The organism is Pseudomonas sp. WHRI 8519 (assembly GCF_040224055.2).
Classification (GTDB): Bacteria; Pseudomonadota; Gammaproteobacteria; order Pseudomonadales; family Pseudomonadaceae; genus Aquipseudomonas; species Aquipseudomonas putida_X.
In genome coordinates this window covers 379,981-405,687 of the sequence record NZ_CP167996.1, presented here as the reverse complement: position 1 = coordinate 405,687, position 25,707 = coordinate 379,981, and the positions used below count along the sequence as shown (strand labels likewise).

The 25,707-nt window shown below is 62.2% G+C and carries 17 protein-coding genes; 10 read left to right on the top strand and 7 right to left on the bottom strand.

Annotated elements, in window-relative coordinates; genetic code table 11:
- Positions 1–148: 148 nt before the first annotated feature.
- Entirely contained in the window at positions 149–586 is a 438-nt protein-coding gene (locus ABRP30_RS01910; protein ID WP_349975180.1) for a hypothetical protein, read from the bottom strand.
- Between ABRP30_RS01910 and trmL the strand changes: the two genes are divergently transcribed.
- The gene (gene trmL, locus ABRP30_RS01905) at positions 585–1,046 is read left to right on the top strand and encodes a tRNA (uridine(34)/cytosine(34)/5-carboxymethylaminomethyluridine(34)-2'-O)-methyltransferase TrmL (protein ID WP_008093177.1); all 462 of its coding nucleotides are present in this window, start codon (positions 585–587) and stop codon (positions 1,044–1,046) included. The two genes, ABRP30_RS01910 and trmL, sit on opposite strands and share 2 nt — an antisense overlap.
- Before the next feature lie 135 nt (positions 1,047–1,181).
- On the opposite strand, the gene secB is transcribed toward trmL, so the two are convergent.
- Genes secB through ABRP30_RS01890 form a run of 3 tightly spaced genes read right to left on the bottom strand, consistent with a single transcriptional unit; the run spans position 1,182 to position 2,376 of the window.
- Positions 1,182–1,667, bottom strand: coding sequence for a protein-export chaperone SecB (gene secB / locus ABRP30_RS01900; protein WP_012312355.1), 486 nt, complete (start codon positions 1,665–1,667; stop codon positions 1,182–1,184).
- Positions 1,668–1,706: 39 nt separating this feature from the next.
- Positions 1,707–1,961: a glutaredoxin 3 gene (gene grxC, locus ABRP30_RS01895; RefSeq protein ID WP_267820411.1), complete on the bottom strand. Its 255-nt coding sequence runs from the start codon at positions 1,959–1,961 to the stop codon at positions 1,707–1,709.
- A gap of 1 nt (position 1,962) precedes the next feature.
- Complete coding sequence (locus ABRP30_RS01890) at positions 1,963–2,376, bottom strand: rhodanese-like domain-containing protein (RefSeq protein WP_241805166.1); 414 nt, start codon at positions 2,374–2,376, stop codon at positions 1,963–1,965.
- 206 nt (positions 2,377–2,582) lie between these two features.
- Between ABRP30_RS01890 and gpmI the strand changes: the two genes are divergently transcribed.
- A complete protein-coding gene (gene gpmI / locus ABRP30_RS01885) occupies positions 2,583–4,118 on the top strand; it encodes a 2,3-bisphosphoglycerate-independent phosphoglycerate mutase (RefSeq protein WP_349975179.1) in 1,536 nt (511 codons plus the stop codon).
- Between the two features lie 163 nt (positions 4,119–4,281).
- Here gpmI and ABRP30_RS01880 read toward each other — a convergent pair whose 3' ends face one another.
- Entirely contained in the window at positions 4,282–5,235 is a 954-nt protein-coding gene (locus ABRP30_RS01880) for an IS110 family transposase (protein ID WP_372490323.1), read from the bottom strand.
- A gap of 386 nt (positions 5,236–5,621) precedes the next feature.
- Here ABRP30_RS01880 and ABRP30_RS01875 point away from each other — a divergent pair, with 386 nt between their 5' ends.
- The 3 genes from ABRP30_RS01875 (at position 5,622) to ABRP30_RS01865 (ending at position 9,099) form a co-directional block, all read left to right on the top strand.
- A complete protein-coding gene (locus tag ABRP30_RS01875) occupies positions 5,622–6,908 on the top strand; it encodes a murein hydrolase activator EnvC (RefSeq protein ID WP_241805163.1) in 1,287 nt (428 codons plus the stop codon).
- 92 nt (positions 6,909–7,000) lie between these two features.
- Entirely contained in the window at positions 7,001–8,323 is a 1,323-nt protein-coding gene (locus tag ABRP30_RS01870; protein WP_267820405.1) for a S41 family peptidase, read from the top strand.
- A gap of 8 nt (positions 8,324–8,331) precedes the next feature.
- Positions 8,332–9,099 carry a divergent polysaccharide deacetylase family protein gene (locus ABRP30_RS01865; RefSeq protein ID WP_267824167.1) on the top strand — a complete coding sequence of 256 codons (768 nt, stop codon included), beginning with the start codon at positions 8,332–8,334 and terminating at the stop codon, positions 9,097–9,099.
- 5 nt (positions 9,100–9,104) lie between these two features.
- On the opposite strand, the gene ABRP30_RS01860 is transcribed toward ABRP30_RS01865, so the two are convergent.
- Positions 9,105–13,772: a dermonecrotic toxin domain-containing protein gene (locus ABRP30_RS01860; RefSeq protein WP_349975948.1), complete on the bottom strand. Its 4,668-nt coding sequence runs from the start codon at positions 13,770–13,772 to the stop codon at positions 9,105–9,107.
- Between the two features lie 119 nt (positions 13,773–13,891).
- The gene (locus ABRP30_RS01855; protein WP_372490519.1) at positions 13,892–15,817 is read right to left on the bottom strand and encodes a BCCT family transporter; all 1,926 of its coding nucleotides are present in this window, start codon (positions 15,815–15,817) and stop codon (positions 13,892–13,894) included.
- Between the two features lie 554 nt (positions 15,818–16,371).
- Between ABRP30_RS01855 and betI the strand changes: the two genes are divergently transcribed.
- The 5 genes from betI (at position 16,372) to mscK (ending at position 25,705) form a co-directional block, all read left to right on the top strand.
- Positions 16,372–17,028 carry a transcriptional regulator BetI gene (betI, locus tag ABRP30_RS01850; RefSeq protein WP_267820401.1) on the top strand — a complete coding sequence of 219 codons (657 nt, stop codon included), beginning with the start codon at positions 16,372–16,374 and terminating at the stop codon, positions 17,026–17,028.
- A 38-nt stretch (positions 17,029–17,066) separates the two neighbouring features.
- The gene (gene betB, locus ABRP30_RS01845) at positions 17,067–18,539 is read left to right on the top strand and encodes a betaine-aldehyde dehydrogenase (RefSeq protein ID WP_241805159.1); all 1,473 of its coding nucleotides are present in this window, start codon (positions 17,067–17,069) and stop codon (positions 18,537–18,539) included.
- A gap of 149 nt (positions 18,540–18,688) precedes the next feature.
- Positions 18,689–20,380 (top strand): choline dehydrogenase, encoded by a 1,692-nt coding sequence (betA, locus tag ABRP30_RS01840; protein WP_267820399.1) that lies wholly within the window; start codon positions 18,689–18,691, stop codon positions 20,378–20,380.
- Positions 20,381–20,618: 238 nt separating this feature from the next.
- Complete coding sequence (locus tag ABRP30_RS01835) at positions 20,619–22,361, top strand: potassium/proton antiporter (RefSeq protein WP_241805155.1); 1,743 nt, start codon at positions 20,619–20,621, stop codon at positions 22,359–22,361.
- Between the two features lie 35 nt (positions 22,362–22,396).
- On the top strand, positions 22,397–25,705 hold the full coding sequence (gene mscK, locus ABRP30_RS01830; RefSeq protein ID WP_267820397.1) for a mechanosensitive channel MscK: 3,309 nt from the start codon (positions 22,397–22,399) through the stop codon (positions 25,703–25,705).
- Positions 25,706–25,707: the final 2 nt, after the last annotated feature.

Sequence of the window (25,707 nt, the reverse complement as noted above, 5' to 3'; positions counted from 1 at the left end):
GTACAGGCAGGCCGGGAATCCCCTCTTTTACACGCAGTAGCGCAAGCTTTGGGGACCTCGGTACAGGCAGGCCGGGAATCCCCTCTTTTACACGCAGTAACGCAAGCTTTGGGGACCCTGGTACAGGCAGGCCGGGACATCCCCTCTTTTATTCGTGCAGCCGCACCCGCACCCGCCAGCGCCCCGCGTCCTCTGCACCGGCCCATTCGCCCCGCAGAGGGCGCGCGGCAATCACGCTCAGCAGCAACCCTTCGTCAGTTTTCTGCAAACGCCAGCTCACCGGCTTGCCCTGCAGGGTCAGTTGCCCGCGCTGGGCCTTGCCCTGGGCCTGGAACAGTACAGCGACAGCCCCCTCGACATTCTCGCCATGCAGCTTCGGCTCGTCGCTGAACCACAGGTCCAACCCATCCTGCACCACCTCCACCTGCTCGAGCACGCGCTCTTCTGGGGTGGTGAGGCGGCCGATCATCAGGCCGACCATCACGCCGACGATCGCCAGCGAAAGCATCACACGCGGCAAGGCCTTCGAACGCGACTCGGGTTCGGGGGTAGAATGTGCACCATCTTCATGCTTGGAGCCGTGCATGTTTCACGTCATCCTTTTTCAACCTGAAATTCCGCCGAATACCGGCAACATCATTCGCCTCTGCGCCAACAGCGGTTGCGACCTGCACCTGATCGAACCGATCAGCTTCGAGCTGGACGACAAACGGCTGCGCCGCGCAGGGCTGGACTACCACGAGTATGCCACGCTCAAGCGCCACGAAAGCCTGGCCGGATGCCTGGAAAGCCTTGGCAACCCACGGCTGTTCGCCTTCACCACCAAGGGCTCGCACCCCTTTCATGAAGTCGCCTACCAGCCCGGCGATGCCTTCCTGTTCGGGCCCGAGAGCCGCGGCCTGCCCGCCGAGGTGCTGGACAGCCTGCCGGCCGAACAGCGCCTGCGCCTGCCGATGAGGCCTGGATGCCGCAGCCTGAACCTGTCCAACACTGTCGCGGTGACGGTGTATGAGGCGTGGCGCCAGCAAGGGTTTGCCGGGAGCTGATGCAGTGCCTGTACCGGACCTGGCGCCGGCCTTGTTCAACACCTGACGCCACACCTGAGCGGGCTTGCCCGCGATGAAGGCCCGAACAGGCAACAAAAAAGCGCCCCGAGAGGCGCTTTTCGATACCGGCCGCGCTTACTGCACGGTCGGCGCTTCGCCGGCTTCCTGCATGCGCTGCATCTCTTGCGCGTACAGGGCGTCGAAGTTGACCGGCGACAGCATCAGGGCCGGGAACGAACCACGGGTCACCAGGCTATCCAGGGTCTCGCGGGCGTACGGGAACAGGATGTTCGGGCAGAACGCACCCAGGGTGTGGCTCATGGAAGAGGCGTCGAGGTTCTTGATCAGGAAGATACCGGCCTGCTGAACTTCGGCGATGAACGCCACTTCGTCACCATTCTTGACGGTTACCGACAGGGTCAGCACCACCTCGTGGAAGTCGCCTTCCAGGGCTTTCTGCTTGGTGTTCAGGTCCAGGGCAACGCTCGGCTCCCAGGTCTGACGGAAGATCTGCGGGCTTTTCGGGGCCTCGAACGACAGGTCGCGCACGTAGATACGCTGCATGGAGAACTGAGGGCTGTTGTCTTCGGCTGCTGCGCCGTTGGTCTGTTGGTCAGTCATGGCAGATCCTTATCCTAATGTTTTTGAATGCAGTGCAAATCAGGCCTTGAGCAGCGCGTCGAGCTTGCCGGCGCGCTCCAGGGCGTAGAGGTCATCGCAACCACCGACATGGGTACTGCCGATCCAGATCTGCGGCACCGAAGTCCGGCCGGCCTTCTGGCTCATCTCGGCGCGCACCTGCGGCTGGCCGTCGACCTTGATTTCCTCGAAGGCCACGCCCTTGCTCTGGAGCAGGTACTTGGCGCGCATGCAGTAGGGGCAGTAGTCGCTGGAGTAGACGATGACGTCGTTCATATCACTTCACCAGGGGCAGGTTATCGGCTTTCCAACTGGAAACGCCACCGCTCAGCTTGGCGGCGTTGTAACCAGCCTTGAGCAGTTCGCGGCAGATGGTGCCGGACTGCTGGCCCATCGCGTCGACGACGATCAGGGTTTTCTCTTTGTGCTTGTCCAGTTCGCTCATGCGAGTGGCGACCTTGTCCTGCGGGATGTTCACAGCACCGACGATGTGGCCGGCGGAGTATTCCTTGGCAGGGCGGATATCGATGACAAGGCCTTTCTCGGCGTTGACCAGAGCGGTCAGTTGGCCATTGCTCAGGCTCTGGCCGCCGCGGCGGATTTCATTGAGCAGCAGCAGGACCAGCAGAACAACGAAGATCGCAACCAGGATGTAGTGATCTGTCGCGAATTGAATCAGGTGAGCAACCATCAGCGGTGTTCCAGGCGATTGAAAATGCCGGCCAGTATACACAGCCCCCCAACACCGCCAAAGCCCGACAGGCCGGCGGCGAAGCTACCTTCATGTTGCTGCGGGCGCCACGCTGGTCAGGGAACAGGACGAATATTCGCCGCAGGTGGCGCATTTGCCCTAAAATGCGTGTCTTTATCATCTTTGAACAACCGTGAGTTTGATTGATGACGAGTACGCCCAAACCCCTGGTCCTGATCATCCTGGATGGCTTCGGCCACAGCGAAAGCCCCGAATACAACGCCATCTACGCCGCCAACACGCCGGTCTATGATCGCCTGCGCGCCACAGCGCCGCATGGCCTGATTTCCGGTTCGGGGATGGATGTCGGCCTGCCGGACGGGCAGATGGGCAACTCCGAAGTCGGTCACATGAACCTGGGCGCCGGCCGTGTCGTCTACCAGGATTTCACCCGCGTGACCAAAGCCATCCGCGACGGCGAGTTCTTCGAAAACCCGGTGCTGACAGGCGCGGTGGACCAGGCTGCAGGTGCCGACAAGGCCGTGCACATTCTCGGCCTGCTCTCCGACGGCGGCGTCCACAGCCACCAGGACCACCTGATTGCCATGGCCGAACTGGCCGCGCAGCGTGGTGCCGAAAAGATCTACCTGCACGCATTCCTCGACGGTCGTGACACCCCGCCACGCAGCGCGCAGTCGTCCATCGAGCTGCTAGATTCGACCTTTGCCAAGCTCGGCAAAGGCCGTATCGCCAGCCTGATCGGCCGTTACTACGCGATGGACCGCGACAACCGCTGGGACCGCGTCAGTGCTGCCTACAACCTGATCGTCGACAGCGTTGCCGAACACACCGCAGACAGCGCCACTGCCGGGCTCGAAGCGGCCTATATGCGTGGCGAAAGCGACGAGTTCGTCAAGGCCACGCGTATCGGCGAAGCGGTAAAGGTCGAAGATGGCGATGCCGTGATTTTCATGAACTTCCGCGCCGACCGCGCCCGTGAGCTGTCGCGCGTGTTCGTCGAAGCCGATTTCAACGAGTTCCCACGGGCCCGCCTGCCCAAACTGGCTGCCTACATCGGCCTGACCCAGTACTCGGCGAAAATCCCCGCCCCTGCGGCGTTTGCCCCGGCCAGCCTGAACAACGTGCTGGGTGAGTACCTGGCCAAGCACGGCAAGACCCAACTGCGCATCGCCGAGACCGAGAAGTATGCACACGTCACGTTCTTCTTCTCCGGGGGGCGCGAAGAGCCGTTCGAAGGCGAAGAGCGCATTCTGATCCCATCGCCGAAAGTCGCCACTTACGACCTGCAGCCGGAGATGAGCGCCCCAGAGGTCACCGACCGCATCGTCGAGGCCATCGAGCAGCAGCGCTATGACGTGATCGTGGTCAATTACGCCAACGGTGACATGGTCGGCCATACCGGCGTGTTCGAAGCCGCGGTCAAGGCCGTCGAAGCCCTGGATGGCTGTGTCGGTCGCATCGTCGAGGCCTTGGACAAGGTGGGCGGCGAAGCGCTGATCACCGCAGACCACGGCAATGTCGAGCAGATGGAAGACGAGTGCACCGGCCAGGCGCACACGGCCCACACCACCGAGCCGGTGCCTTTCATCTATGTCGGCAAACGCCAGGTCAAGGTTCGCGAGGGCGGCGTGCTGGCCGACGTGGCGCCGACCATGCTCAAGCTGCTGGGGCTGGAAAAGCCTGCGGAGATGACGGGTAGCTCGATTTTGGTCGACGGGTAAGCTGCAAGCTGCAAGCTGCAAGCTGCAAGAGAAAGCCTGGAGTCTTGTGCCAGGCAGTTAGCTATTTGGGGCTGCTACGCAGCCCATCGCCGGCAAGCCGGCTCCCACAGGGACTGCGCAGCTCTTGAGGCTTGCGCTGTACCGGTGGGAGATTCTATGGTTATCAGCAAGCCATTTTCCCGCCTTTGGTAACGTATTCGTCCTGATTTCTCATCAGGGCGAATGCCACTCGTGCGAGCTTCCTGGCCAGAATTACCAACGCCTGGGTCGTTGCCTTACCGCTGTTTCTGTACTGCTCATATACCCCTTTCCAAGCGGCCGACCTGCTGGCCGCCATTGCTGCGTTATGCAGCAAACGACGGATTTCCGAGCAGCCGCGCTTGGTGAGCCGACGACGTCCATTCTTCTCTCCAGAATCATTAACCCGTAGGTCCATTCCCAGGAATGCGATGTACGAATCACTGCTCTTGAACTCGCCCCTTACAAAAGCCATTACCAGGGCTGTAGCGGTAAGAAACCCAATTCCCTCTACCGCCTGACAGCGGGCAACTTGCTCGTGCAGCCCAGCCTCTCGTAGCACTTCCTTAATCTTTTTTTGTATCAGCTGATCCAGCCGATCTATCGATGTTACGAAGGTTTTGAAGGCGGCCTTCAGCAGGCTTTCGTTTGTCCAGCTCTGAGCTAATGCAGTGCGAGCAGTCACCAAGACAGCTCTGCGTCGAAGGAGGCTCTGAAGCTTGCCGTAGACAGCAGGAGGCGGGGTCCAAGGACGAAGATCGTCGCCCTCGTTTTTCAAAAATCGGGACAGCAACCGAGCATCAGAGGGGTCAGTTTTAACCCGCCCTCCAACACTTTTCCTGTAGTTGCTCAGTTGGAAACCATCGATGACATAAACGTCGAAACCGAAGCCATGGGCTAGCTCAACCAGGTCCAGATGGTAGACATTGGTCGCCTCAACAGCGATTGCAGTGCCGAGGGGCTGTTGCTTTAGCCAGCTTTTGATTTCGGGCTTGGTATTTTTCAGCCTGATAATTTCATCACGATCATCGTGATGAATCACTAATTCGGCTTTTGCGACATCCGCACCCACGATCAGTTTGTTTACCTGCATTGCCATGGGCGGCTCCTCGCGTTATGGTTTTTGAGCTTGAAGGGTTTTCACCAAGAGGCGCTGGCTTGCTTCTATCGTCGTTTGCAAACGATGCATTCTTTATCGGCGCTTTGGTGGAAGGGGTGGGGCGATGTCTCCCACAGTCTGTACTGCGTCAACAGTCAGAATCCGGCATTTAGTCCCACCACCCCTTCAAGTCTAACCATACAAGCCGGCTTGCCGGCGATGGGGCGCAAAGCGGCCCCAAAGCGCTTGACTACCGGTATTGACCCAACACCCGCTTTTTCTTGCGGCTTGTAGCTTGAAACTTACCGCTGACGCCGTGAGGCGTTTTTTTTGCAGGCCCGGGCGGGCATACTAGGCCAGTCTCCATCCTTGGTACGCCCAACCTCATGCTTCGCGCCCTGATCTTCCTAGCCCTGTCTTGCCTGCTCAGCCCGGCCTTCGCCGACGAGCGCGCTCAGACCCAGCAACAACTGGACGCCACCCGCCAGGACATCGCCGAGCTCAAGAAGACGCTGGGCAAGCTCCAGGAAGAAAAATCCGGCGTGCAGAAAGACCTCAAAGCCACCGAAACCGACATCGGCAACCTCGAAAAGCAGGTGGAGGCTCTGCAGCAACAACTAAAAAAGACCGAGGGCGAGCTGGAGCGCCTTGATACCGAGAAAAAAAAACTCCAGAGCTCGCGCATTGAACAACAACGACTGATCGCCATTCAGGCGCGCTCCGCCTACCAGAACAATGGCCGCGAGGAATACCTCAAGCTGCTGCTCAACCAGCAGAACCCAGAGAAGTTCGCCCGCACCCTCAGCTACTACGACTACCTGAGCAAGGCGCGCACGGAGCAACTGCGTGCCTTCAACGAAACCCTGCGCCAGCTGGCCAATGTCGAACAGGACATTTCCCGCCAGCAAGAGCAGTTGCTGGCCCAGCGCGCCGACCTCGACAGCCGCCGCCAGGCCCTGGAAGCCGAGCGTGGCAAGCGTCAGCAGGTACTGGCCAAGCTCAACAGTGACATGAAAGACCGCGACAAGAAGCTGCAGGCCCGTGAACAGGACCAGGCGGACCTTGCCAAGGTGCTCAAGACCATCGAGGAAACCTTGGCTCGCCAGGCCCGTGAGGCCGAGGAGGCGCGCAAGAAGGCCCTGCTGGCCGAGCAGGAGGCCCAGAAGCGCCGACAGCAGCAAGCGTTGACCGCACAGCAGGACAGCGAACCACCAAAAAAGGCGCGCACCACCCTCGGCCCCTTGGTGTCCAGCGACAGCACAACCTACGGCGGTGCTTTTTCTGCCGCACGGGGCAAACTTCCGTGGCCGGTCAATGGTCGATTGCTGGCACGTTTCGGTGAAGCCCGTGGCAGCGATGCCCGAGCCAAGTGGGACGGTGTGATGATCAGCGCCAACCCCGGCACCCAGGTACGCGCCGTGCACGGCGGGCGCGTGGTGTTCGCCGACTGGTTGCGCGGCGCTGGACTTCTGGTCATTCTCGACCATGGTAATGGTTACCTGAGCCTGTACGGCCACAACCAGAGCCTGCTCAAGAGCGCCGGAGACATCGTCAAGGCCGGCGAGGCCATTTCCACCGTTGGCGACAGCGGCGGCCAGGATGCCGCCGGCTTGTACTTCGCCATCCGCCAGCAGGGCCGGCCCACCGACCCTTCCCAGTGGTGCAGAGGTTAAGCTTCAACCCTAGTCACTTTTTTACGGCCTGGCGCCCCACGCTGGGCCGATGCTCCCCAAGGAGCGCCTACAGGATCAGGAGTTCGTTCGACATGCTGCACTCGCCTCGTCTCACCCAGCTGGCCCTGACCATCGCCCTGGCGACTGGTATGCCTTTGGCCATCGCTGCCGAGCCGGCGCCGGCCAAGCCTGCCGCGGTGCCAGCCACCGAGGTGACCGCCAGGGCGCCGCTGCCACTGGAAGAGCTGCGCACCTTCGCCGAGGTCATGGACCGCATCAAAGCGGCCTATGTCGAGCCGGTAGACGACAAGACGCTGCTGGAGAACGCCATCAAAGGCATGCTCAGCAACCTCGATCCACATTCGGCCTACCTTGGCCCAGAGGACTTCCAGGAGCTGCAGGAAAGCACCAGTGGCGAGTTCGGTGGCCTGGGTATCGAAGTTGGCCAGGAAGACGGCTTCGTCAAGGTGGTCTCGCCCATCGATGACACCCCCGCCTCGCGCGCTGGCGTGCAGGCTGGCGACCTGATCGTCAAGATCAACGGTGCGCCAACCCGTGGCCAGAGCATGACCGAAGCGGTCGACAAGATGCGCGGCAAAGTCGGCGAGAAGATCACCCTGACCCTGGTACGTGACGGCGGCACCCCGTTCGATGTGAACCTGGTCCGTGCCGTGATCCAGGTCAAGAGCGTGAAAAGCCAGTTGCTGGAAAACGACTACGGCTACATCCGCATCACCCAGTTCCAGGTCAAGACCGGGGACGAAGTGGGCAAAGCATTGGCCAAGTTGCGCAAGGACAATGGCAAGAAACTGCGCGGCGTTGTGCTGGACCTGCGCAACAACCCCGGTGGCGTGCTCCAGTCGGCGGTGGAAGTGGCCGACCACTTCCTGACCAAGGGCCTGATCGTGTACACCAAAGGCCGTATCGCCAACTCCGAACTGCGCTTCTCCGCTGATCCGGCCGATGCCAGTGAGGCCGTGCCATTGGTAGTGCTGATCAACGGCGGCAGCGCCTCGGCCTCGGAAATCGTCGCCGGCGCCCTGCAAGACCAGAAACGCGCCGTGCTGATGGGCACCGACAGCTTCGGAAAAGGCTCGGTCCAGACCGTGCTGCCGCTGGCCAACGACCGAGCCCTGAAGCTCACCACCGCGCTTTACTTCACCCCCAATGGCCGTTCGATCCAGGCACAGGGCATCGTCCCGGACATCGAGGTGCGCCCGGCCAAGCTCACCGCAGAGGTGGATACCGAGAACTTCAAGGAAGCCGACCTGCAGGGCCACCTGGGCAACGGCAACGGGGGTGCTGACCGCCCGACCGGCAGCAGCAAGCGCAAGGAGCGCCCGCAGGACGATGACTTCCAGCTGAGCCAGGCGCTCAGCCTGCTCAAGGGGCTGAACATCACCTCCGGCAAATGATTCATCCGCTGCGGTATCTGCTGCCCGTGCTGTTGTGCCTGGCAGCCGCATGTGCCCACGCGGCCCCGGCCAGCAAGGCCTACATGAGCATCATCATCGACGACCTGGGCCAGAGCACCGAGCGCGACAGCAGGACGCTCGCGCTGCCTGGCCCTGTGACGATGGCGATCATGCCGGATACCCCACACGCCACCGAGTTCGCCCGCCAGGCGCACCAGGCAGGCAAGACGGTAATCCTGCACATGCCCATGGACCCCGCCACCGGGCCCTATGCCTGGCACCCGGAGATCGCCCTACCAGAGCTCGCCAGGCGATTGGACGCGGCCTTGGCCAAGGTGCCCTACGCCGCCGGCATCAACAACCACATGGGCAGCCGCATGACCGCCCAGCGTAGCGCCATGACCTGGCTGATGGGTGAACTTCAGCGGCGGCATCTGTTTTTCGTGGACAGCCGCACCAGTGCTGCCACCGTCGCTGCCGCCGAGGCCCAGGCACAGGCCCTTGGGCACGTCTCGCGTGACGTGTTTCTGGACGACGTCCGTACCACAGAGGCCATCACCGCACAGCTGCAGCAAGGCGTGGCACTGGCACGTCGGCAAGGCTCGGCGGTGCTGATCGGGCACCCTTACCCGCAAACCCTGCAGGTGCTGGAACAGGAAATGCCCCGGCTGCGCAGCCAGGGCATCGAGCTGGTATCACTGGCACAGATGATTGCAGAACGCGGCAATCAGGCCATGCCTGCCCATGGCAAGCACGGCCGCTACAGCAATCGCTGAGCCATTCAGTCGAAGGGGATCAGCCCCTCCACCTGGGTCAGGCGTAAATCTCCCCGGTAAATAGCGACCAGGTCTTCGCCGCTGGTCGCAGCCCGCAGTTGCGCCAGGCGTCCCAGTTTGCGCTGCGCCCACAGTTTCAGGTGCCCTTTGCTGAACTGCCGCCCCGGGGTGCCGATGTCCGGGTAGTGGAAGTGTGCCTCCCACAGCCCATCACCCTGAACCTGGCCGGCCCGCGGCTGGCGCCTGACCTCGTAGACATCCAGGTAATCACCTGCTGCCAATGCCTTGCGTGGCCCGGCGCGCTGGACAGTGACCTGGTGGTTGTCGAGCAGAAATTGCAGGCTGCGGGCGTCGGGGTGATCGGTGGACAGATAGATACCGGTCAACAGGTCGCGGCGGGTAGCCTGCAAGCGCTCGATACCCTCACCCAGACTTTCGAACAAGGCATCTTCGGGGCTCATCCTTGGCAACGTGCTCAGGGCATTGCGCATTTTGTCCAGGTGCCCGTCGATGACCGTGGCCAGACTGTTAGGCTGCTCTGCCTGAAAGAAGCTTCTGGCCAGCTTGGTGATCCGCTCGACCTCTGCAAGCAGGGCCTGTGCACGCTTGCGCGCCAGGCGAGGTTCCAGTGGGGAGAATGGCGGCTCTGACGCTGTAGGTTGCGGCGCATCCTCGACCCACTCGCCACCACGCTGGTGGAAGGTCTTGAGTACATGCTGGGTACGCTCATCGCGTTGCTGGACGAGGGCGACACCATCCACCTCGACTTCCTGAGCGAGCACCTTGCGCCCGCGGTGAGTCCTGACCAGCTGGCGCCGCCCACCGCGCGGGGCATAGACCGTCGGACGCGGTGGGGCAGGCTCGCTGAGTTCGTGCTCGCGCACTGCCTGGGCGAGGTCGCCTTGGGCAGCGCGCTGCAATCCGTGCAAGGTTTTCTTGTACAGTTGCAGCGACTCCTGCCTGATCGCCGCGCCGCCCACACTGCCCAGGTAGTCGGCCATTGCCGCAGCCTCCTCGTAGCCCTCCAGGATGCCGGTCAACACCTCGATCCGCTCGGCCAGCGACAGCTCGCTTCCCGCCAGGTCGCCATGCGCGTTGCCCGCGCTCTTCAGGCTGTCGCCGGCCAGGTAGTCGAGGTATTGCGATAACACCCGCTCCTCGACATCGGCCCGTCTTTCCAGGCTGGCTTCGGCCAGGTCTTGAAGCAGACGGAAATCAAGGTCGATGGCCGACAACCGCCGCGCCTCGATGGTGCTCTTGAGCTCGTGGCCTTTGTTGATGCGCGCTTGCGTGTCTTCGTTCCTGAACACGAACGTGTCGTCTTTGAGGGTTTCTTCGAGCAGCGTGTCCAGCAACCGGGACATGTCGACCAGATCCACCTCCCATTTGATGACCTGCTCCAAGGCAGAGCGAAATTGCAGGTACTGGCTGATCTCGGCCTCACTCTCTGGGTGGATGACAAGCTGCTGGGCGAGGTTTTCCAGGTCCTCTGCGTTGATGATCATGGCCATCTCGTTGTAGAAGATGGACATATTCTCGATCAGGCTCTGGCGGATCAGGCTGCGCTGCGCGGTGAGGGCGATGCTGTAGGCTGCATCGTCATGGCGCATGTTGTACAGGCTGTTGACCACTTGCTCATGCTTGAGTGAAGCCTCGACCACGCCTTTGACTTCGTAGATGACTTTCAGATTGATCTGCTTGCGCAGGCGCCGGGTCAATTCAAGCTCGCGCAGCGTCAACTCGTCCGGTTCAGTCACCGCTTCCAGCACCGCGATGCGCTCGTCCTTCTCATTGAGCAGGTCGCGATGCCTGTTCAGGGTTTCGGCCAGCGCATTGTGATGGCGGGCCAATTCAGCTTCTTCGTTCTTGAGTTGTTCGGCTTTCTTGCGGTTCTCCTCTTTCAAGGCTTCAAGGCGGCTGCGTGGCATGCCGCCACGCAAGCGCAAACCACGATCTACACGCCATTGGCCGTGCTCGAACGCCAACCAGGGCCCCATGGCACCGTCGGCACCGACCATACGCAGGCCTTGCTCCTCAAAGGTGGCCCGGTATACCCCATCACCCAGCGTGAGGTAGTAGTGCTCACCCACGCGGTACAACCCGCGGCCAGGCCCCTCTGCAAGCGGTTCCAGGCCTTCCAGCGATTGCTCGACGCGCAGGCCGAACACCACGGTGCGCTGCTGCGGCGACAGCACATTGAACCCCTGAGTGCCGCGCCAGGAAAAATCCAGCCGGGTCGAGCCATGTTGCGCCAGCACTCCCGGCGCAGCGACCTTGCCTTGTACGGGCGCCACCAGTGCTTCTGCATCACCCAATGCGGGCATTGCGCTCCGGCGGGGAAGGTTGCGTACAGGCTCGCCCAGGGGGAACTGCGGTAAACGCAAATGCATCAAGGCCATGCAAGCATTGAGCAACACGTCGACCACAGCGGTACTGCGCTCGAACGCACTGCCATCGCGCAAGGCCGACAGGTCGTTGTGCAACCCGGCAATGGCCTGGACCAGCCAGGCAACGCTGGCAACAGGCCCACGCAAGATCAACGTCACCACATCGAACAACAGCCAGGCCCCCTGAACGAGAATCGCCCAGCGACTCTCGGCGTTGGAAACCGACTCGCGGTCAGCCAACTCAACCAACAGGTCGCGATTGGCCTTGTACAGTCTTGCATCGACCTCATCACGCCAGAACTGCGCTGCAAATGTTGGCGGGTACCCTCGCGCAGGCAGTAGCTGGCTGTCCAGGATAGGCCCTGACCAATGCGGCTCGTAGAAGCCGCCATAGGCGTAGACGGCACGCGAGGCCGACGGCATCCACGCAAGGATGCTGTCCTGCAATGGCCCGGGCCTGCGGATTGCGTCCATCATCAGGTCCAGGCTGGCAAACTCCAGCAGAGGCTTTGCGCTGTACAGCGGCCGATACAGCAAAACCCGTGCAGGCTCCGTGGCGAACAGGACATACATGCCACTGACGGAATCGGGCTCGACCTCGCCCGCCCCGCGCTTGAAGGCCAGCGGCATCAACATCAGCGCTGGCAATTGCGGGTCAAGGTAGCCATGGCAAAAGTCTGTAACGCACTGCAAGCCGGCGTCGCTCAGCTCGCCCTGCATGCGGGCATAGAGCGCGCTGAACAGCAGTGAACACCGCCATTCACGGCCAAAGCGTTTGATCCGCTCGGGTTGTGTAGCGGGGTCGTCCAGCTTCTGCGCGACGTAAACGGGGTAGTGCTTGCCGATGTCGACCCGCTGCACCAGCGACTTGACGTAGTCGACGTTCATCCAGTCCATGATCAACTGGTTTTCACAATGGGTGATGCCGGTAAGCTGCGCGTTATGAAGCGACCAGAGATTACCGATGGCGAACTCGGTCAAGCTCATGCTGTGGGGTTCAGTCGTCCAACCACCCGGCCCGACGCCAGCACCACCGGGCGAGCCGACATGGGTGGGCAGGTGCAGGAGCAGATCATCCGGGAAATAATTGGCTTCGAGCGGAAAATCGGCAAGCATCAGCGTGCGCAACTCCCGCCGGGTGAAACTGCGCAAATCGAGCACATCATCGAGCGCCCCAACGCCTTCGGACTGAGCCTGCGCCAACGCCAGTTCGAACACGCCCCGCTGATAGGCAAAACCATTCGCCGCACTGCCATGGCGCAGGCCTGGTGGCAGCGGGATCTGTGCATCACTGGCCTGGCCGTAACCTTCGATGAACCAGCGCGCGGGGTCACTCAGGGCAGCAAAGCCCCTTTCAAGCAACGAACCCTCTGGCAACGCGGCATAACGCAAACGTGCGATGTCATCGAGCATGATCTCCAGCAACAGGCTGCTTTGCTGGGCAAAAACGTCGCCTTCGAGCTCATAGCGGTGCCATACCATGGCCTTGAAGCGCTGATGCTCAGCAAGCTCGGCCCTTAACGCTTCAGCAAACAGATCGAGCGAGTCAAATGCCTTCACCAGGCTGGAGGGGGCGCACCACAAAAACACTTTGCGCTCGTCCCACTCGCCACTGACCAGCAGGTTGGGCAGCCACTGAACATAGTTATCGAGTTGCACCTGGACCAGAAATACCGCAGGTGTGGCGCCGTGACTCTTCAGCAGGCTCAGCAAGCACTGACGTTGCTGTTGGTCCAGCCCCTGCAGTGGCAAATTGTGCAACAACGCCCTCTTGAGCAGGTGCTGCAGCCACAGGTCACGGCTTACGCCCTGACTGCCTGGCGCCTTCCAGAAATCGACCTGCGCTTGGCAGAAGCGGTCCGCGAGCATGAGCAGCAGGTCATCCAGCGCAGCCATTTGGGCGCCGATTGAGATCGTCCCGAACGGCAACGGGTTACCCGCCTGGTCACGCAGGAACCATGGCTCCCGGACCGCCAGCAGGAAATCCCCACCATTAGCCCCCAACGACGCCAGTGGCTGACGGGCGTGCAATGCTTCAAGCATGACCTCCAACAGTGGCCGGGGTGTCCAGGCATCGTAGGTCTGTGGGCCGGACGCAATTTGGGCAGGAATGTTGAGTATGAGCGCTTCGGCATCGGGCAGCCCGGCACCCGCCAGCGCGGCATGCCAGGGGACCAGCAATTCGAGAACCTGCTGGCTCAGAACGCTACGCAAGGTGGGACGATCGAGAAACTCGGCAGCGACTGACCGACGAAAATCAGGAACAGCACTTGGCTGGATGGGCATGGGCGGCTTCCTCGCGGCAAATGGAGCGCAAGGATGTGCCAAGGGGCTGGGTACGCTGCGTTACATAAAGCTGTAGCCCTTGCGCGGCCAGGCATCCGGCCGCGCAAGGGCTAGCCGCGTCAGCTGTACACGCGGCCCAGCAACTGTCGATGGCTCTCGAACTGGTCCAGTACATCACGCACGATCTGCTCGGGCGCGAAGCCCATCAGGTCGTACTCCTGGCTGCCATCGTGCAGGTACACTTCGGCGCGATAGAAGCGCTGGCGCACCTCGGGCTCGCCTTCGACCGGCGCCTCGCTCGGTGCGGCCATGTAACCGTCCAGGCTCACTTCGTAAACGAAAGGGTTGCCCTCTTCCATCATCACCCGCACGCCCATCATGTTGCGCGATTGGCCAACACGGCTCTCGACATCGAAGCCCAGGGTGCGCAGCTGTTCGGCCGCCTCTTTGAGGGCCGGGCTGACTTGCTTGTCCATGAAGCGCTGCACCACAGCCTGGGTCGGTTGCAGCTCAAGCTGGCTCAAGCGCTCGCTGAAACCGCGGCGGCCGCGGGCAGCCAGCTCGGCACGCTCCTGCTCCACGGCAACGTCCTGCTTCATGGCCTTGTACAGGCCGAACATGAACAGCACCAGCACCACCGAGAACGGCAGGCCCGCCAGCACCACCATGGTCTGCATGGCTTCGAAGTTACCGGCGAACAGCAGGCCGATGGTGACCAGGGTGATGATCACCGACCAGAACACCACCATCCAGTGCGGGGCATCTTCGTCGACCTTGCCACCTTTGCATGACAGGTTGGCCATCATCACCGCGCCGGAGTCGGCCGGGGTAAGGAACAGCACGAAGCCGACGAACACCGCCACACCGATCACGATCTTGGCGGCTGGGAAATATTCCAGCAGCTGGTAGATCGACATCGACGGCTGCTCCAGCGCGGTCTTGCCCAGCTCCACAGCGCCCTGGTTGATCACCAGGTCAAGCGCGGTATTACCGAAGATCGACAACCAGGCCAGGGTGAAGCCCAACGGAATCAGCAGTACGCCGCAGACCAGTTGGCGCACGGTACGGCCCTTGGAGATCCGGGCAATGAACATGCCCACGAACGGGCCCCAGGAGATCCACCACGCCCAGTAGAACACGGTCCACAGGCCCAACCAACGCTCAGATTTGCCGGCCTCGCCTTCGTAGACATAAAGGTCGAAGGTCTTCAGCACGATGCCGTTGAGGTAGTCGCCGACGTTCTGCACTAGGCCGTTGAGCAGGTGCAGGGTCTCGCCGCCCAGCAGCACGAAGATCAGCAAGCCACTGAACAGCATGATGTTCAGGTTGGACAGGCGGCGAATGCCGTTTTCCACACCCGACACCGCGGCCACCGTGGCCACCCCGGCCATGACCAGAATCACCACCAGCAGGTTGGTCTGGCTATGGTCCATGCCGAACAGGTATTCAAGGCCCGAAGACACCTGCATCGCGCCGATCCCGAGGTTGGTCACCAGGCCCAGCAAGGTGACGAACATGCCGAAGATGTCCACGGCATTACCGGCGGCCCCTCTGACCCAACGCTCACCGACCAGCGGATACAGGGCCGAGCGCAGTGCCAGCGGCTGGTTGTGGCGGTAGGCGAAGTAGCCTACGGCCAGCCCGACCAGGGCGTAGATCGCCCAGCCATGCAGCCCCCAGTGCAGGAAGGTCAGTTGCAGGCCCTGGCGCGCGGCCTCGAGGCTGGCAGGGGTGCCTTCCGGCGGATTGAAGTAGTGGTCCAGCGGCTCAGAGGCGCCGAAGTACAGCAGCGAGATACCGATACCGGAGGAGAACAGCATGCCGGCCCAGGCCCCGTAGCTGAAGTCGGGCTGGTCATCCTTGCCGCCAAGCTTGAGCTTGCCGTAGTCGGAGAACGCCAGGTAAACGACGAACAGCAGGTAACCGCAGATCACCAGCATGTAGTACCAGCCGAAGGTGCGTGTCAGCCACTTCTGGGCCACGCCCAGTACCTGACCGGCGGTTTCGGGAACAGCGATAAGCAAGGCAGTCAGAACGAGGATCATCAGCGCGGAGGTGTAAAACACCACGCGATTGACCCGTACCCTCTCGGCGGGGGGTTTGGTAAGGGAGGCAGAACTCATTGCACGAATGCTCCGGGCAGTGCGGCTGTGGAGGCTAATCAGTCTTTTCCCGAGCAATTGGTGGAATACCCCCACTGCATCAGGTGTTATAAAAGCATCTTGGAAACCGTGATCCCGAATAGAAACGTTGCAAAACCAGACAGGTGGTCTGCGCAAATGCCTCGCCAAATCAGTTGGCTGCGCGCATTCGTCACAGAGCACCCCGCCCGCTCCAAGGGCCTGCCGCAGGCGCATGGCCGTTGAGCAGAATCTGCATTTCGCATCGCTAATACCCGTCAACACCTTGTAATACGGGGGTTACGCGATTTCCTGGGGTGTCAATCCGTGCCACCGAAACAGCCTTGGAAGCTGTCAATGGCACAAATTGTCGCAGAGCTTATTCTTTATTGATTGAACGTTCAATCAAAACAAAATAGACTGGTCCTCGCCGAGTCAGCCGCACGTTGTCTGCTCGTCAGGCCTGAGGAGATAGCAAGATGCCCAAGGTCGGTATGCAACCCATCCGCCGCCAGCAATTGATCGAAGCGACGCTGCAAGCAGTCGATCAGGTCGGCCTGGGAGATGCCAGCATTGCGCTGATTGCCCGTTTGGCCGGTGTGTCGAACGGCATCATCAGTCACTACTTTCAGGACAAGAACGGCCTGATCGCGGCGACGATGCGCCACATCATGAACATGCTCAACGAGGGCGTGATCGCCCGTCGCCAGGCACTGACCGACGACAGCCCGCGAGCCCACCTGAGGGTGATCATCGATGGCAACTTCGATGCCAGCCAGGTGAATGGCCCGGCAATGAAAACCTGGTTGGCCTTCTGGGCCTCCAGCATGCACCAGCCGTCCTTGCACAGGTTGCAGCGGATCAACGATCACCGCCTGTATTCCAACCTGTGCTGCCAGTTCCGCCGCGCCATGCCGCTCGATGAAGCGCGCACCGCCGCCCGCGGCCTGGCTGCCTTGATCGACGGGCTGTGGCTGCGTGGAGCGCTGTCGGGCGATGCCTTCGACACCAGCCAGGCGATACAGATCGCTTACGAATACCTGGAACTACAACTGGCTAAACAGAAGCGCCCGGACATGCAACCACCGGCCTCTGAAAAAATGCGCACAGCCCTTGCCCAGCCGGCCGGAGCGTGACGCGAAAGCCACTCACACACTGCACTTGCGAGGACACTATGGCCCGTTTCGGAACGCAAAAACTCTACATCGACGGCGGTTATGTCGACGCTGGCAGCGATGCCACCTTCGAAGCCATCAACCCGGCGACCGGCGAAGTTCTGGCCCACGTCCAGCGCGCCACTGAGGCCGACGTCGAGAAAGCCGTCGAAAGCGCCGAGCGCGGTCAGAAAGTCTGGGCCGCGATGACTGCCATGCAGCGTTCGCGCATCCTGCGCCGTGCCGTCGACATCCTGCGTGAGCGCAACGACGAGCTGGCCATGCTGGAAACCCTGGACACCGGCAAGTCGTACTCCGAAACCCGCTATGTCGACATCGTCACCGGCGCCGACGTACTGGAATACTACGCAGGCCTGGTACCGGCCATCGAAGGCGAGCAGATTCCGCTGCGTGAAAGCTCGTTCGTCTACACCCGCCGCGAGCCGCTGGGCGTGACCGTCGGTATCGGCGCCTGGAACTACCCGATCCAGATCGCCCTGTGGAAGTCCGCCCCGGCCCTGGCCGCCGGCAACGCGATGATCTTCAAGCCTTCGGAAGTCACCTCGCTGACCACCCTGAAGCTGGCCGAGATCTACACCGAAGCCGGCCTGCCGGACGGCGTGTTCAACGTCCTGACCGGCAGCGGCCGCGAAGTCGGCACCTGGCTGACCGAACACCCGCGCATCGAGAAAGTCTCTTTCACCGGCGGCACCACCACCGGCAAGAAGGTCATGGCCAGCGCTTCGAGCTCCTCGCTCAAGGAAGTCACCATGGAGCTGGGCGGCAAGTCGCCGCTGATCATCTGCGCCGATGCCGACCTGGACAAGGCCGCCGACATCGCCATGATGGCCAACTTCTACAGCTCCGGCCAGGTCTGCACCAACGGCACCCGCGTGTTCATTCCAGCCCAGATGAAAGCGGCCTTCGAAGCCAAGATCGCCGAGCGCGTTGCCCGCATTCGCGCCGGCAACCCGGAAGACGAAAACACCAACTTCGGCCCGCTGGTCAGCTTCCAGCACATGGAAAGCGTGCTGGGCTACATCGCCAAGGGCAAGCAGGAAGGTGCCCGCGTGCTGTGTGGCGGCGAGCGCCTGACCGAAGGTGATTTCGCCAAGGGCGCCTTCGTGGCCCCGACCGTGTTCACCGATTGCACCGACGACATGACCATCGTCAAGGAAGAAATCTTTGGCCCGGTGATGAGCATCCTCACCTACGAAACCGAAGAAGAAGTCATCCGCCGCGCCAATGACACCGAATACGGCCTGGCCGCAGGCGTGTGCACCAACGACATCACCCGCGCCCACCGCATCATCCACAAGCTCGAAGCCGGCATCTGCTGGATCAACGCCTGGGGTGAATCGCCGGCCGAAATGCCGGTCGGTGGCTACAAGCAGTCGGGCGTCGGCCGTGAAAACGGCGTCAGCTCGCTGGCTCAGTACACGCGCATCAAGTCGGTTCAGGTCGAACTGGGCGGCTACGCGTCGGTCTTCTGACAAACAGCGGCAAGCTGCAAGCTGCAAGAAAGAGCCGGTCGGCGTAACGCCACCGGCCCTTGCAGGCTCATCCATCCGCGAGTTTCCCACGGCTGCTTTTACTTACAGTTTGCCGTTTGAAGCTCGCAGCTGCTTCCGGAGGAAGCCCCATGGAATACGATTACATCATCGTTGGTGCCGGCTCGGCCGGTAACACCCTGGCCACTCGCCTGACCGAAGACGCCGCCGTCACCGTACTGCTGCTGGAAGCCGGTGGCCCCGACTACCGCCTGGATTTCCGCACCCAGATGCCGGCTGCCCTGGCATTCCCGCTGCAGGGCCGCCGCTACAACTGGGCCTACGAGACCGACCCGGAGCCGCACATGGACGGCCGCCGCATGGAATGTGGCCGCGGCAAGGGCCTGGGTGGTTCCTCGCTGATCAACGGCATGTGCTACATCCGCGGTAACGCCATGGACTTCGACGGCTGGGCCAAGCTGCCAGGCCTGGAAGACTGGGCTTACCTGGACTGCCTGCCGTACTTCCGCAAGGCAGAAACCCGTGACATCGGCCCCAACGACTACCACGGCGGCGAAGGCCCGCTCAGCGTTGCCACCCCCAAAGCGGGCAACAACCCGCTGTTCAACGCCATGGTCGAGGCCGGCGTACAGGCCGGTTACCCACGCACGGAAGACCTGAACGGCTACCAGCAGGAAGGCTTCGGCCCGATGGACCGTTCGGTGACCAAGAACGGCCGCCGCTCCAGCACCGCCCGCGGCTACCTGGACCAGGCCAAGAAGCGCCCGAACCTGACCATCGTCACCCACGCCCTGAGCGATCGCGTGCTGTTCGAAGGCAAGCGCGCCGTTGGCGTGACCTACCTGGTCGGCGACAGCGAAGAGCGCGTCGAAGCCCGTGCGCGCAAGGAAGTCATCGTCAGCTCCGGCGCCATCGCCTCGCCGCAGCTGCTGCAGCGCTCCGGCGTCGGCCCGCGGGCCCTGCTGGAAAGCCTCGACATCCCGGTCGTGCACGACCTGCCGGGCGTCGGCGAAAACCTGCAGGATCACCTTGAGTTGTACTTGCAGTACGCCTGCACCCAGCCGGTGTCGCTGTACCCGTCGTTGCTGTGGTGGAACCAGCCGGCCATCGGTGCCGAGTGGCTGTTCAAGGGCACCGGCATCGGCGCCAGCAACCAGTTCGAGGCAGGCGGCTTTATCCGTACTCGCCCTGAATTCGAATGGCCGAACATCCAGTACCACTTCCTGCCGGTCGCGATTAACTACAACGGCTCCAATGGCGTGAAGGAACACGGTTTCCAGGCGCACATGGGCTCGATGCGCTCGCCTAGCCGTGGCCGCGTCCAGGCCAAGTCCAAGGACCCGCGCCAGCACCCGAGCATCCTGTTCAACTACATGGCCACCGAGCAGGACTGGCAGGAGTTCCGTGACGGTATCCGGCTGACGCGCGAAATCATGGCCCAGCCAGCGCTGGACCCCTACCGTGGCCGTGAAATCAGCCCTGGCGCGCACGTGCAGACGGACGAAGAACTGGACAAGTTCATCCGCGAGCACGCCGAAACCGCCTTCCACCCGTCCTGCTCGTGCAAGATGGGGACCGACGAGATGGCGGTGGTCGATGGCGAAGGCCGCGTGCACGGTATGCAGGGCCTGCGTGTGGTGGATGCGTCGATCATGCCGATCATCATCACCGGCAACCTCAACGCCACCACCATCATGATCGCCGAGAAAATCTCGGACAAGATACGCAACCGCAAGCCGCTGCCGCGCAGCACTGCCAAGTACTACGTGGCCAACGGTGCGCCGGTCAAGGGCAAGCCGATGCGTGAAGTGAAGCAGGCCTGACCTGCCCCCACTTGCGCCTTCAGCGGCAATACCGCCGCCCCCTGCGGAAGCCGGCTTGCCGGCGCTGAGGCGCGCAGGCGCAACGCAAGAAAAGGCACTCTTCGGGGTGCCTTTTCTACATCTGCAGAAACGCTTTACATGCTGCCAATTCATCAGGTTAGAATCGATTGGCACGCGACCTGCTAGTTCTTCAAAGCTATCGAGTCCTCTTCCCCGCGTTATCCCGGAGTACCTGCCTTTGGATGCAAGCACCATCAACAGCCTGTTCTTGATCGGCGCATTGCTGGTGGGCGCAAGTATCCTGGTCAGCTCGCTGTCGTCGCGCCTTGGCATTCCAATCCTGGTCATCATCCTCGCGGTCGGCATGCTCGCCGGCGTGGACGGGGGCGGCATCATCTTCAACAACTACCCGACCGCCTACCTGGTGGGCAACCTGGCGCTGGCGGTGATCCTGCTCGACGGCGGCCTGCGCACGCGGGTAGCGAGCTTCCGCGTGGCCCTGTGGCCGGCATTGTCGCTGGCCACCATCGGCGTGATGATCACCACTGCCCTCACCGGCCTGGTCGCGGCCTGGCTGTTTGACCTGAGCCTCATCCAGGGCCTGCTGATCGGTGCCATCGTCGGCTCCACCGACGCCGCAGCAGTGTTCTCACTGCTTGGCGGCAAAGGCCTGAACGAACGGGTCACGGCGACGCTGGAAATCGAATCGGGCAGCAACGATCCCATGGCCGTGTTCCTCACCGTCACCCTGATCGAGATGATCGCCAGCAGCCAGACCGGCCTGCACTGGAGCCTGCTGGGGCACTTGCTGCGCGAATTCGGCATCGGTGGCCTGTTGGGCCTGGGCGGTGGCTGGCTGATGCTGCAACTGGTCAACCGGATCAACCTGGCCGGCGGCCTCTACCCGATTCTGGTCATCGCTGGCGGTTTGGCGGTGTTCTCGCTGACCAACGCCCTGCACGGCAGCGGCTTCCTTGCCGTTTACCTGTGCGGCCTGGTGCTGGGCAACAAACCCATCCGCAGCCGCCACGGCATCCTGCACATGCTCGACGGCATGGCCTGGCTCGCTCAGATCGGCATGTTCCTGGTGCTGGGGCTGCTGGTCACACCCCATGACCTGCTGCCGATCGCCCTGCCCGCACTGGGCCTGGCGCTGTGGATGATCCTGATCGCGCGGCCGCTGTCGGTGGTGGCCGCACTGCTGCCGTTCAAGGCCTTCCATGGCCGCGAGAAAGCCTTCATTTCCTGGGTCGGCCTGCGTGGCGCGGTACCCATCATCCTGGCGGTGTTCCCGCTGATGGCGGGGCTACCTGACGCGCAACTGTTCTTCAACCTGGCATTCTTCATCGTGCTGGTATCGCTGCTGGTGCAGGGCACCAGCCTGCCGTGGATGGCCAAGCTGTTGAAAGTCACGGTACCACCGGACCCGGCACCGATCTCGCGGTCCGCCCTCGAAGTGCACGTTACCAGCGAGTGGGAGTTGTTCGTCTATCGCCTGGGCGCGGAGAAGTGGTGCATCGGTGCCGCCCTGCGCGAATTGAAGATGCCCGAGGGCACCCGTATTGCCGCACTGTTCCGTGGCGAACAGTTATTGCACCCCTCCGGCAGTACCGTGCTCGAAGTCGGCGACATGCTGTGCGTGATCGGCCACGAACACAACCTGCCAGCATTGGGCAAGCTGTTCAGCCAGGCCCCGCAACGCGGCCTGGACCTGCGCTTTTTCGGCGATTTCGTGCTCGAAGGCGATGCCGAACTGGGCGCGGTGGCAGCCCTTTACGGCCTGAAACTCGACGGCCTGGACGCGAAAATGCCACTGGCGCAGTTCATCCGACAGAAGGTCGGGGGCGCTCCAGTAGTGGGCGATCAGGTGGAATGGCACGGCACGATCTGGACCGTGGCGACCATGGACGGGAACAAGATCCAGAAAGTGGGCGTCAGATTCCCCGAAGGAACGCGACCCGGACCAGGATTGTTCCTCTAAACTTCGTTTCTGCATGATCCATAAGTAGTCTGCCTATGTCCCTGCGCGTGTACCTTCGCACAGCCCTGCTCGGGCTGTGCCTGTCCCTGCCGTTCGCCGCTGCTGCAGCCGAAGCTCCGAGCGCTGCCAGCATCCAGAACAGCCTCGACAAGATCGCCGAACGCAAACTGCCGGAGGCCGATCAGAAGGCCTTGCAGCAGGTGCTCGAACAAACCCTGAGCCTGCTTGCCAACAAGGAAGATAGCGAGAAGAAGCTTGCCGAGCTCAAGCAACAGCTGGCTGGCGCGCCCAAAGAGACCAGCGACAGCCAGAAAGAACTGGCCAAGCTCAAAGCCAGCAAGCCACAACCGGTGGCTCAACGCTACGCCAGCCTGAGCGTGCCGCAGCTCGAGCAGATGCTCAGCGAACGCAACACGCTGCAGGGTGAGCTGCAAAAAGCGCTGTCCGATGCCAACAGCCTGATCATCAATTCCCAGACCCGCCCCGAGCGCGCCCAGGCCGAGATCAGCAACAACCAGACACGCAGCCAGCAAATCAACACCATCCTCAAGAGCGGCAAGGATGGCGGCAAATCGATCAATGCCGACCAGCGCAACCAACTGAGTGCCGAACTGGCCTCGCTCAATGCCCTGACCCTGCTGCGCCGCCAGGAACTGGCCGGCAACGGCCTGCTGCAAGACCTGGGCAACGCCCGCCACGACCTGCTGATCGAACGCACCGCACGTCTGGAACAGGAAATCCAGGACCTGCAGACGCTGATCAACGAGAAGCGTCTGGCCCAGTCCCAGCAAACCGTAACCCAACAGTCGATCGAAGCGCAGAAGGCTGGCGGCAGCAGCCTGCTGGCCAGCGAAAGCGCAGCCAACCTCAAGCTTTCCGACTACCTGCTCAAAAGCACCGACCGCCTCAACGAATTGACCCAGCAGAACCTGCGCACCAAACAGCAGCTCGACAGCCTGACCCAGGCCGATCAAGCCCTGGACGAGCAGATCAGCGTGCTCAAGGGCAGCCTGTTGCTGTCGAAGATCCTCTACAAGCAGAAGCAGGCCCTGCCGCACCTGAAGCTTGACCGTGACCTGGCGGACCAGATCGCTGACATCCGTCTGTACCAGTTCGAGATCAACCAGCAGCGCGAGCAGATGAGCAGCCCGGTGACCTATGTCGACAAACTGCTGGCCAACCAGCCGCAGCAAGACGTCACCCCAGCCTTGCGCAAGGCCCTGCTGGAGGTAGCGATCACCCGCAGCGACCTGCTTGAACGCCTTAACCGCGAGCTGTCGGCGCTGCTCAACGAATCGATCACCCTGCAGCTCAACCAGAAGCAGTTGCTCAGCACCGCGCAAGGCCTGCGCACCACGCTCGACGAGCAGATGTTCTGGATCCCGAGCAACAAGCCGCTGGACTGGGACTGGTTGAAGACGGTGCCGGAGCGCTTTGCCAAACAGGTCTCAGACCTGCCCTGGGGCTCTGGCCTGAAGGAGCTGGGCGACGGGCTGAGTCAGCGCCCATTGCTTTTCCTGCCATTGCTGCTGGTGATCGGTGCCCTGCTGTGGCGCCGCAAATACCTCTACCAACGGCTGAACAAGGTGCACCAGGATATCGGCCATTTCCGCCGTGACAGCCAGTGGCACACGCCCCAGGCGATCCTGATCAACATTCTCCTGGCGATGCCAGTGAGCCTGGGCCTTGCCCTGTGCAGCTATGCCCTGCAGATCGACGCCCGTGGGCAAAACGCCAACCTTGGCTCCGCGCTCTGGCAACTGGCCCAGGCCTGGCTCGTGTTCTACACCGCCTACCGCATTCTCGCCCCAGGGGGGGTGGCGGAAATCCACTTCCGCTGGCACAAACCGCAAGTCGAGTTCCTGCGCGGCTGGGTGCGCCGGCTGGGTACCGTCGTGCTGGCGCTGGTCGGCGTGGTGGCAGTGGCCGAGCACCAGCCGTCGGCACTGGCCGACGATGTGCTGGGCATCGGCGTTGTACTGACCTGTTACGCACTCATGGCCTGGCTGCTCAGCCGCCTGCTGCTGAGCAGCCCCGCGCACCGCGACGCTTCGCTGTTCCGCCGGGCCGTCGGGCTGGCCTTCACGGCGTTGCCCATCGCCTTGTTCGTTGCGGTCTGCTTTGGCTATTACTACACCGCACTGAAGCTCACCGACCGGCTGATCTACACCCTTTACCTGCTGATGTTCTGGTTGGTGATCGAGGCCGCATTCGTACGTGGCCTATCGGTCGCCGCGCGGCGCCTGGCCTACCAGCGTGCGCTGAGCAAGCGCGCGGCCGCCAAGGAAGGCCTGGACGGCGAAGTCATCACCGAAGAGCCGACGCTGGACATCGAGCAGGTCAACCAGCAGTCGTTGCGCCTGATCCGCCTGGCCTTGCTCGGTGGCTTCATTGCCGGCCTGTACTGGGTGTGGGCGGACTTGATCACGGTGTTCGCCTACCTCAACAACTTCACCCTGTACGAATACACCAGCGGCACCGGCACGGCCGCCAGCATGGTACCGATCAGCCTCGGCGACCTGCTCGGTGCGCTGGTGATCGTCGGGATCACCTTCGCCCTGGCCGGCAACTTGCCGGGCTTGCTGGAGGTGCTGGTGCTGTCGCGGCTGAACCTGGCCCAAGGCAGCGCCTACGCCACCACCACGCTGCTGTCGTACACCATCGTCGGTATAGGTATCGTCAGTACCCTGTCGACCCTCGGCGTGAGCTGGGACAAGCTGCAGTGGCTGGTGGCAGCGCTGTCGGTCGGGCTGGGTTTCGGCATGCAGGAGATCTTCGCCAACTTCATCTCCGGCATCATGATCCTGTTCGAACGCCCGGTGCGCATCGGCGACACCATCACCATCGGCAACCTGTCCGGCACCGTGAGCAAGATCCGCATCCGCGCCACTACCATTACCGACTTCGACCGCAAGGACATCATCGTCCCCAACAAGACCTTCATCACCGGCCAACTGATCAACTGGTCGCTGACCGACACGGTGACCCGCGTCACGCTGAAACTGGGCATCGACTACGGCTCCGACCTGGACCTGGTGCGCGACCTGCTGCTCAAGGGCGCCCACGACAATCCACGGGTGCTCAAAGACCCGGAACCGCTGGTGTATTTCCTCAACTTCGGCGAGAGCTCGCTGGACCACGAACTGCGCATGCACGTACGCGACCTGGGCGACCGCAACCCGACGCTGGACGAGATCAACCGCTACATCAACCGTGAGTTCAAGGCGCACAACATCAAGATCTCCGTACGCCAGGTCGAGGTATTCCTGATGGACACCCAGGGCGGCAAGCAGCAGCTGATTCCCGTGGAACAACCAAAACCCGATGGCACTGCGCCGGCCTGATA

Excerpts from the sequence above, each read along its gene's own strand:
- secB (WP_012312355.1), bottom strand. The coding sequence starts at position 1,667 with ATGACTGACCAACAGACCAACGGCGCAGCAGCCGAAGACAACAGCCCT.
- mscK (WP_267820397.1), top strand. The coding sequence starts at position 22,397 with ATGTCCCTGCGCGTGTACCTTCGCACAGCCCTGCTCGGGCTGTGCCTG.
- ABRP30_RS01890 (WP_241805166.1), bottom strand. The coding sequence starts at position 2,376 with ATGGTTGCTCACCTGATTCAATTCGCGACAGATCACTACATCCTGGTT.
- betI (WP_267820401.1), top strand. The coding sequence starts at position 16,372 with ATGCCCAAGGTCGGTATGCAACCCATCCGCCGCCAGCAATTGATCGAA.
- ABRP30_RS01855 (WP_372490519.1), bottom strand. The coding sequence starts at position 15,817 with ATGATCCTCGTTCTGACTGCCTTGCTTATCGCTGTTCCCGAAACCGCC.
- betB (WP_241805159.1), top strand. The coding sequence starts at position 17,067 with ATGGCCCGTTTCGGAACGCAAAAACTCTACATCGACGGCGGTTATGTC.
- ABRP30_RS01910 (WP_349975180.1), bottom strand. The coding sequence starts at position 586 with ATGCACGGCTCCAAGCATGAAGATGGTGCACATTCTACCCCCGAACCC.
- trmL (WP_008093177.1), top strand. The coding sequence starts at position 585 with ATGTTTCACGTCATCCTTTTTCAACCTGAAATTCCGCCGAATACCGGC.
- grxC (WP_267820411.1), bottom strand. The coding sequence starts at position 1,961 with ATGAACGACGTCATCGTCTACTCCAGCGACTACTGCCCCTACTGCATG.
- ABRP30_RS01870 (WP_267820405.1), top strand. The coding sequence starts at position 7,001 with ATGCTGCACTCGCCTCGTCTCACCCAGCTGGCCCTGACCATCGCCCTG.
- ABRP30_RS01880 (WP_372490323.1), bottom strand. The coding sequence starts at position 5,235 with ATGGCAATGCAGGTAAACAAACTGATCGTGGGTGCGGATGTCGCAAAA.
- ABRP30_RS01860 (WP_349975948.1), bottom strand. The coding sequence starts at position 13,772 with ATGCCCATCCAGCCAAGTGCTGTTCCTGATTTTCGTCGGTCAGTCGCT.
- ABRP30_RS01875 (WP_241805163.1), top strand. The coding sequence starts at position 5,622 with ATGCTTCGCGCCCTGATCTTCCTAGCCCTGTCTTGCCTGCTCAGCCCG.
- betA (WP_267820399.1), top strand. The coding sequence starts at position 18,689 with ATGGAATACGATTACATCATCGTTGGTGCCGGCTCGGCCGGTAACACC.
- gpmI (WP_349975179.1), top strand. The coding sequence starts at position 2,583 with ATGACGAGTACGCCCAAACCCCTGGTCCTGATCATCCTGGATGGCTTC.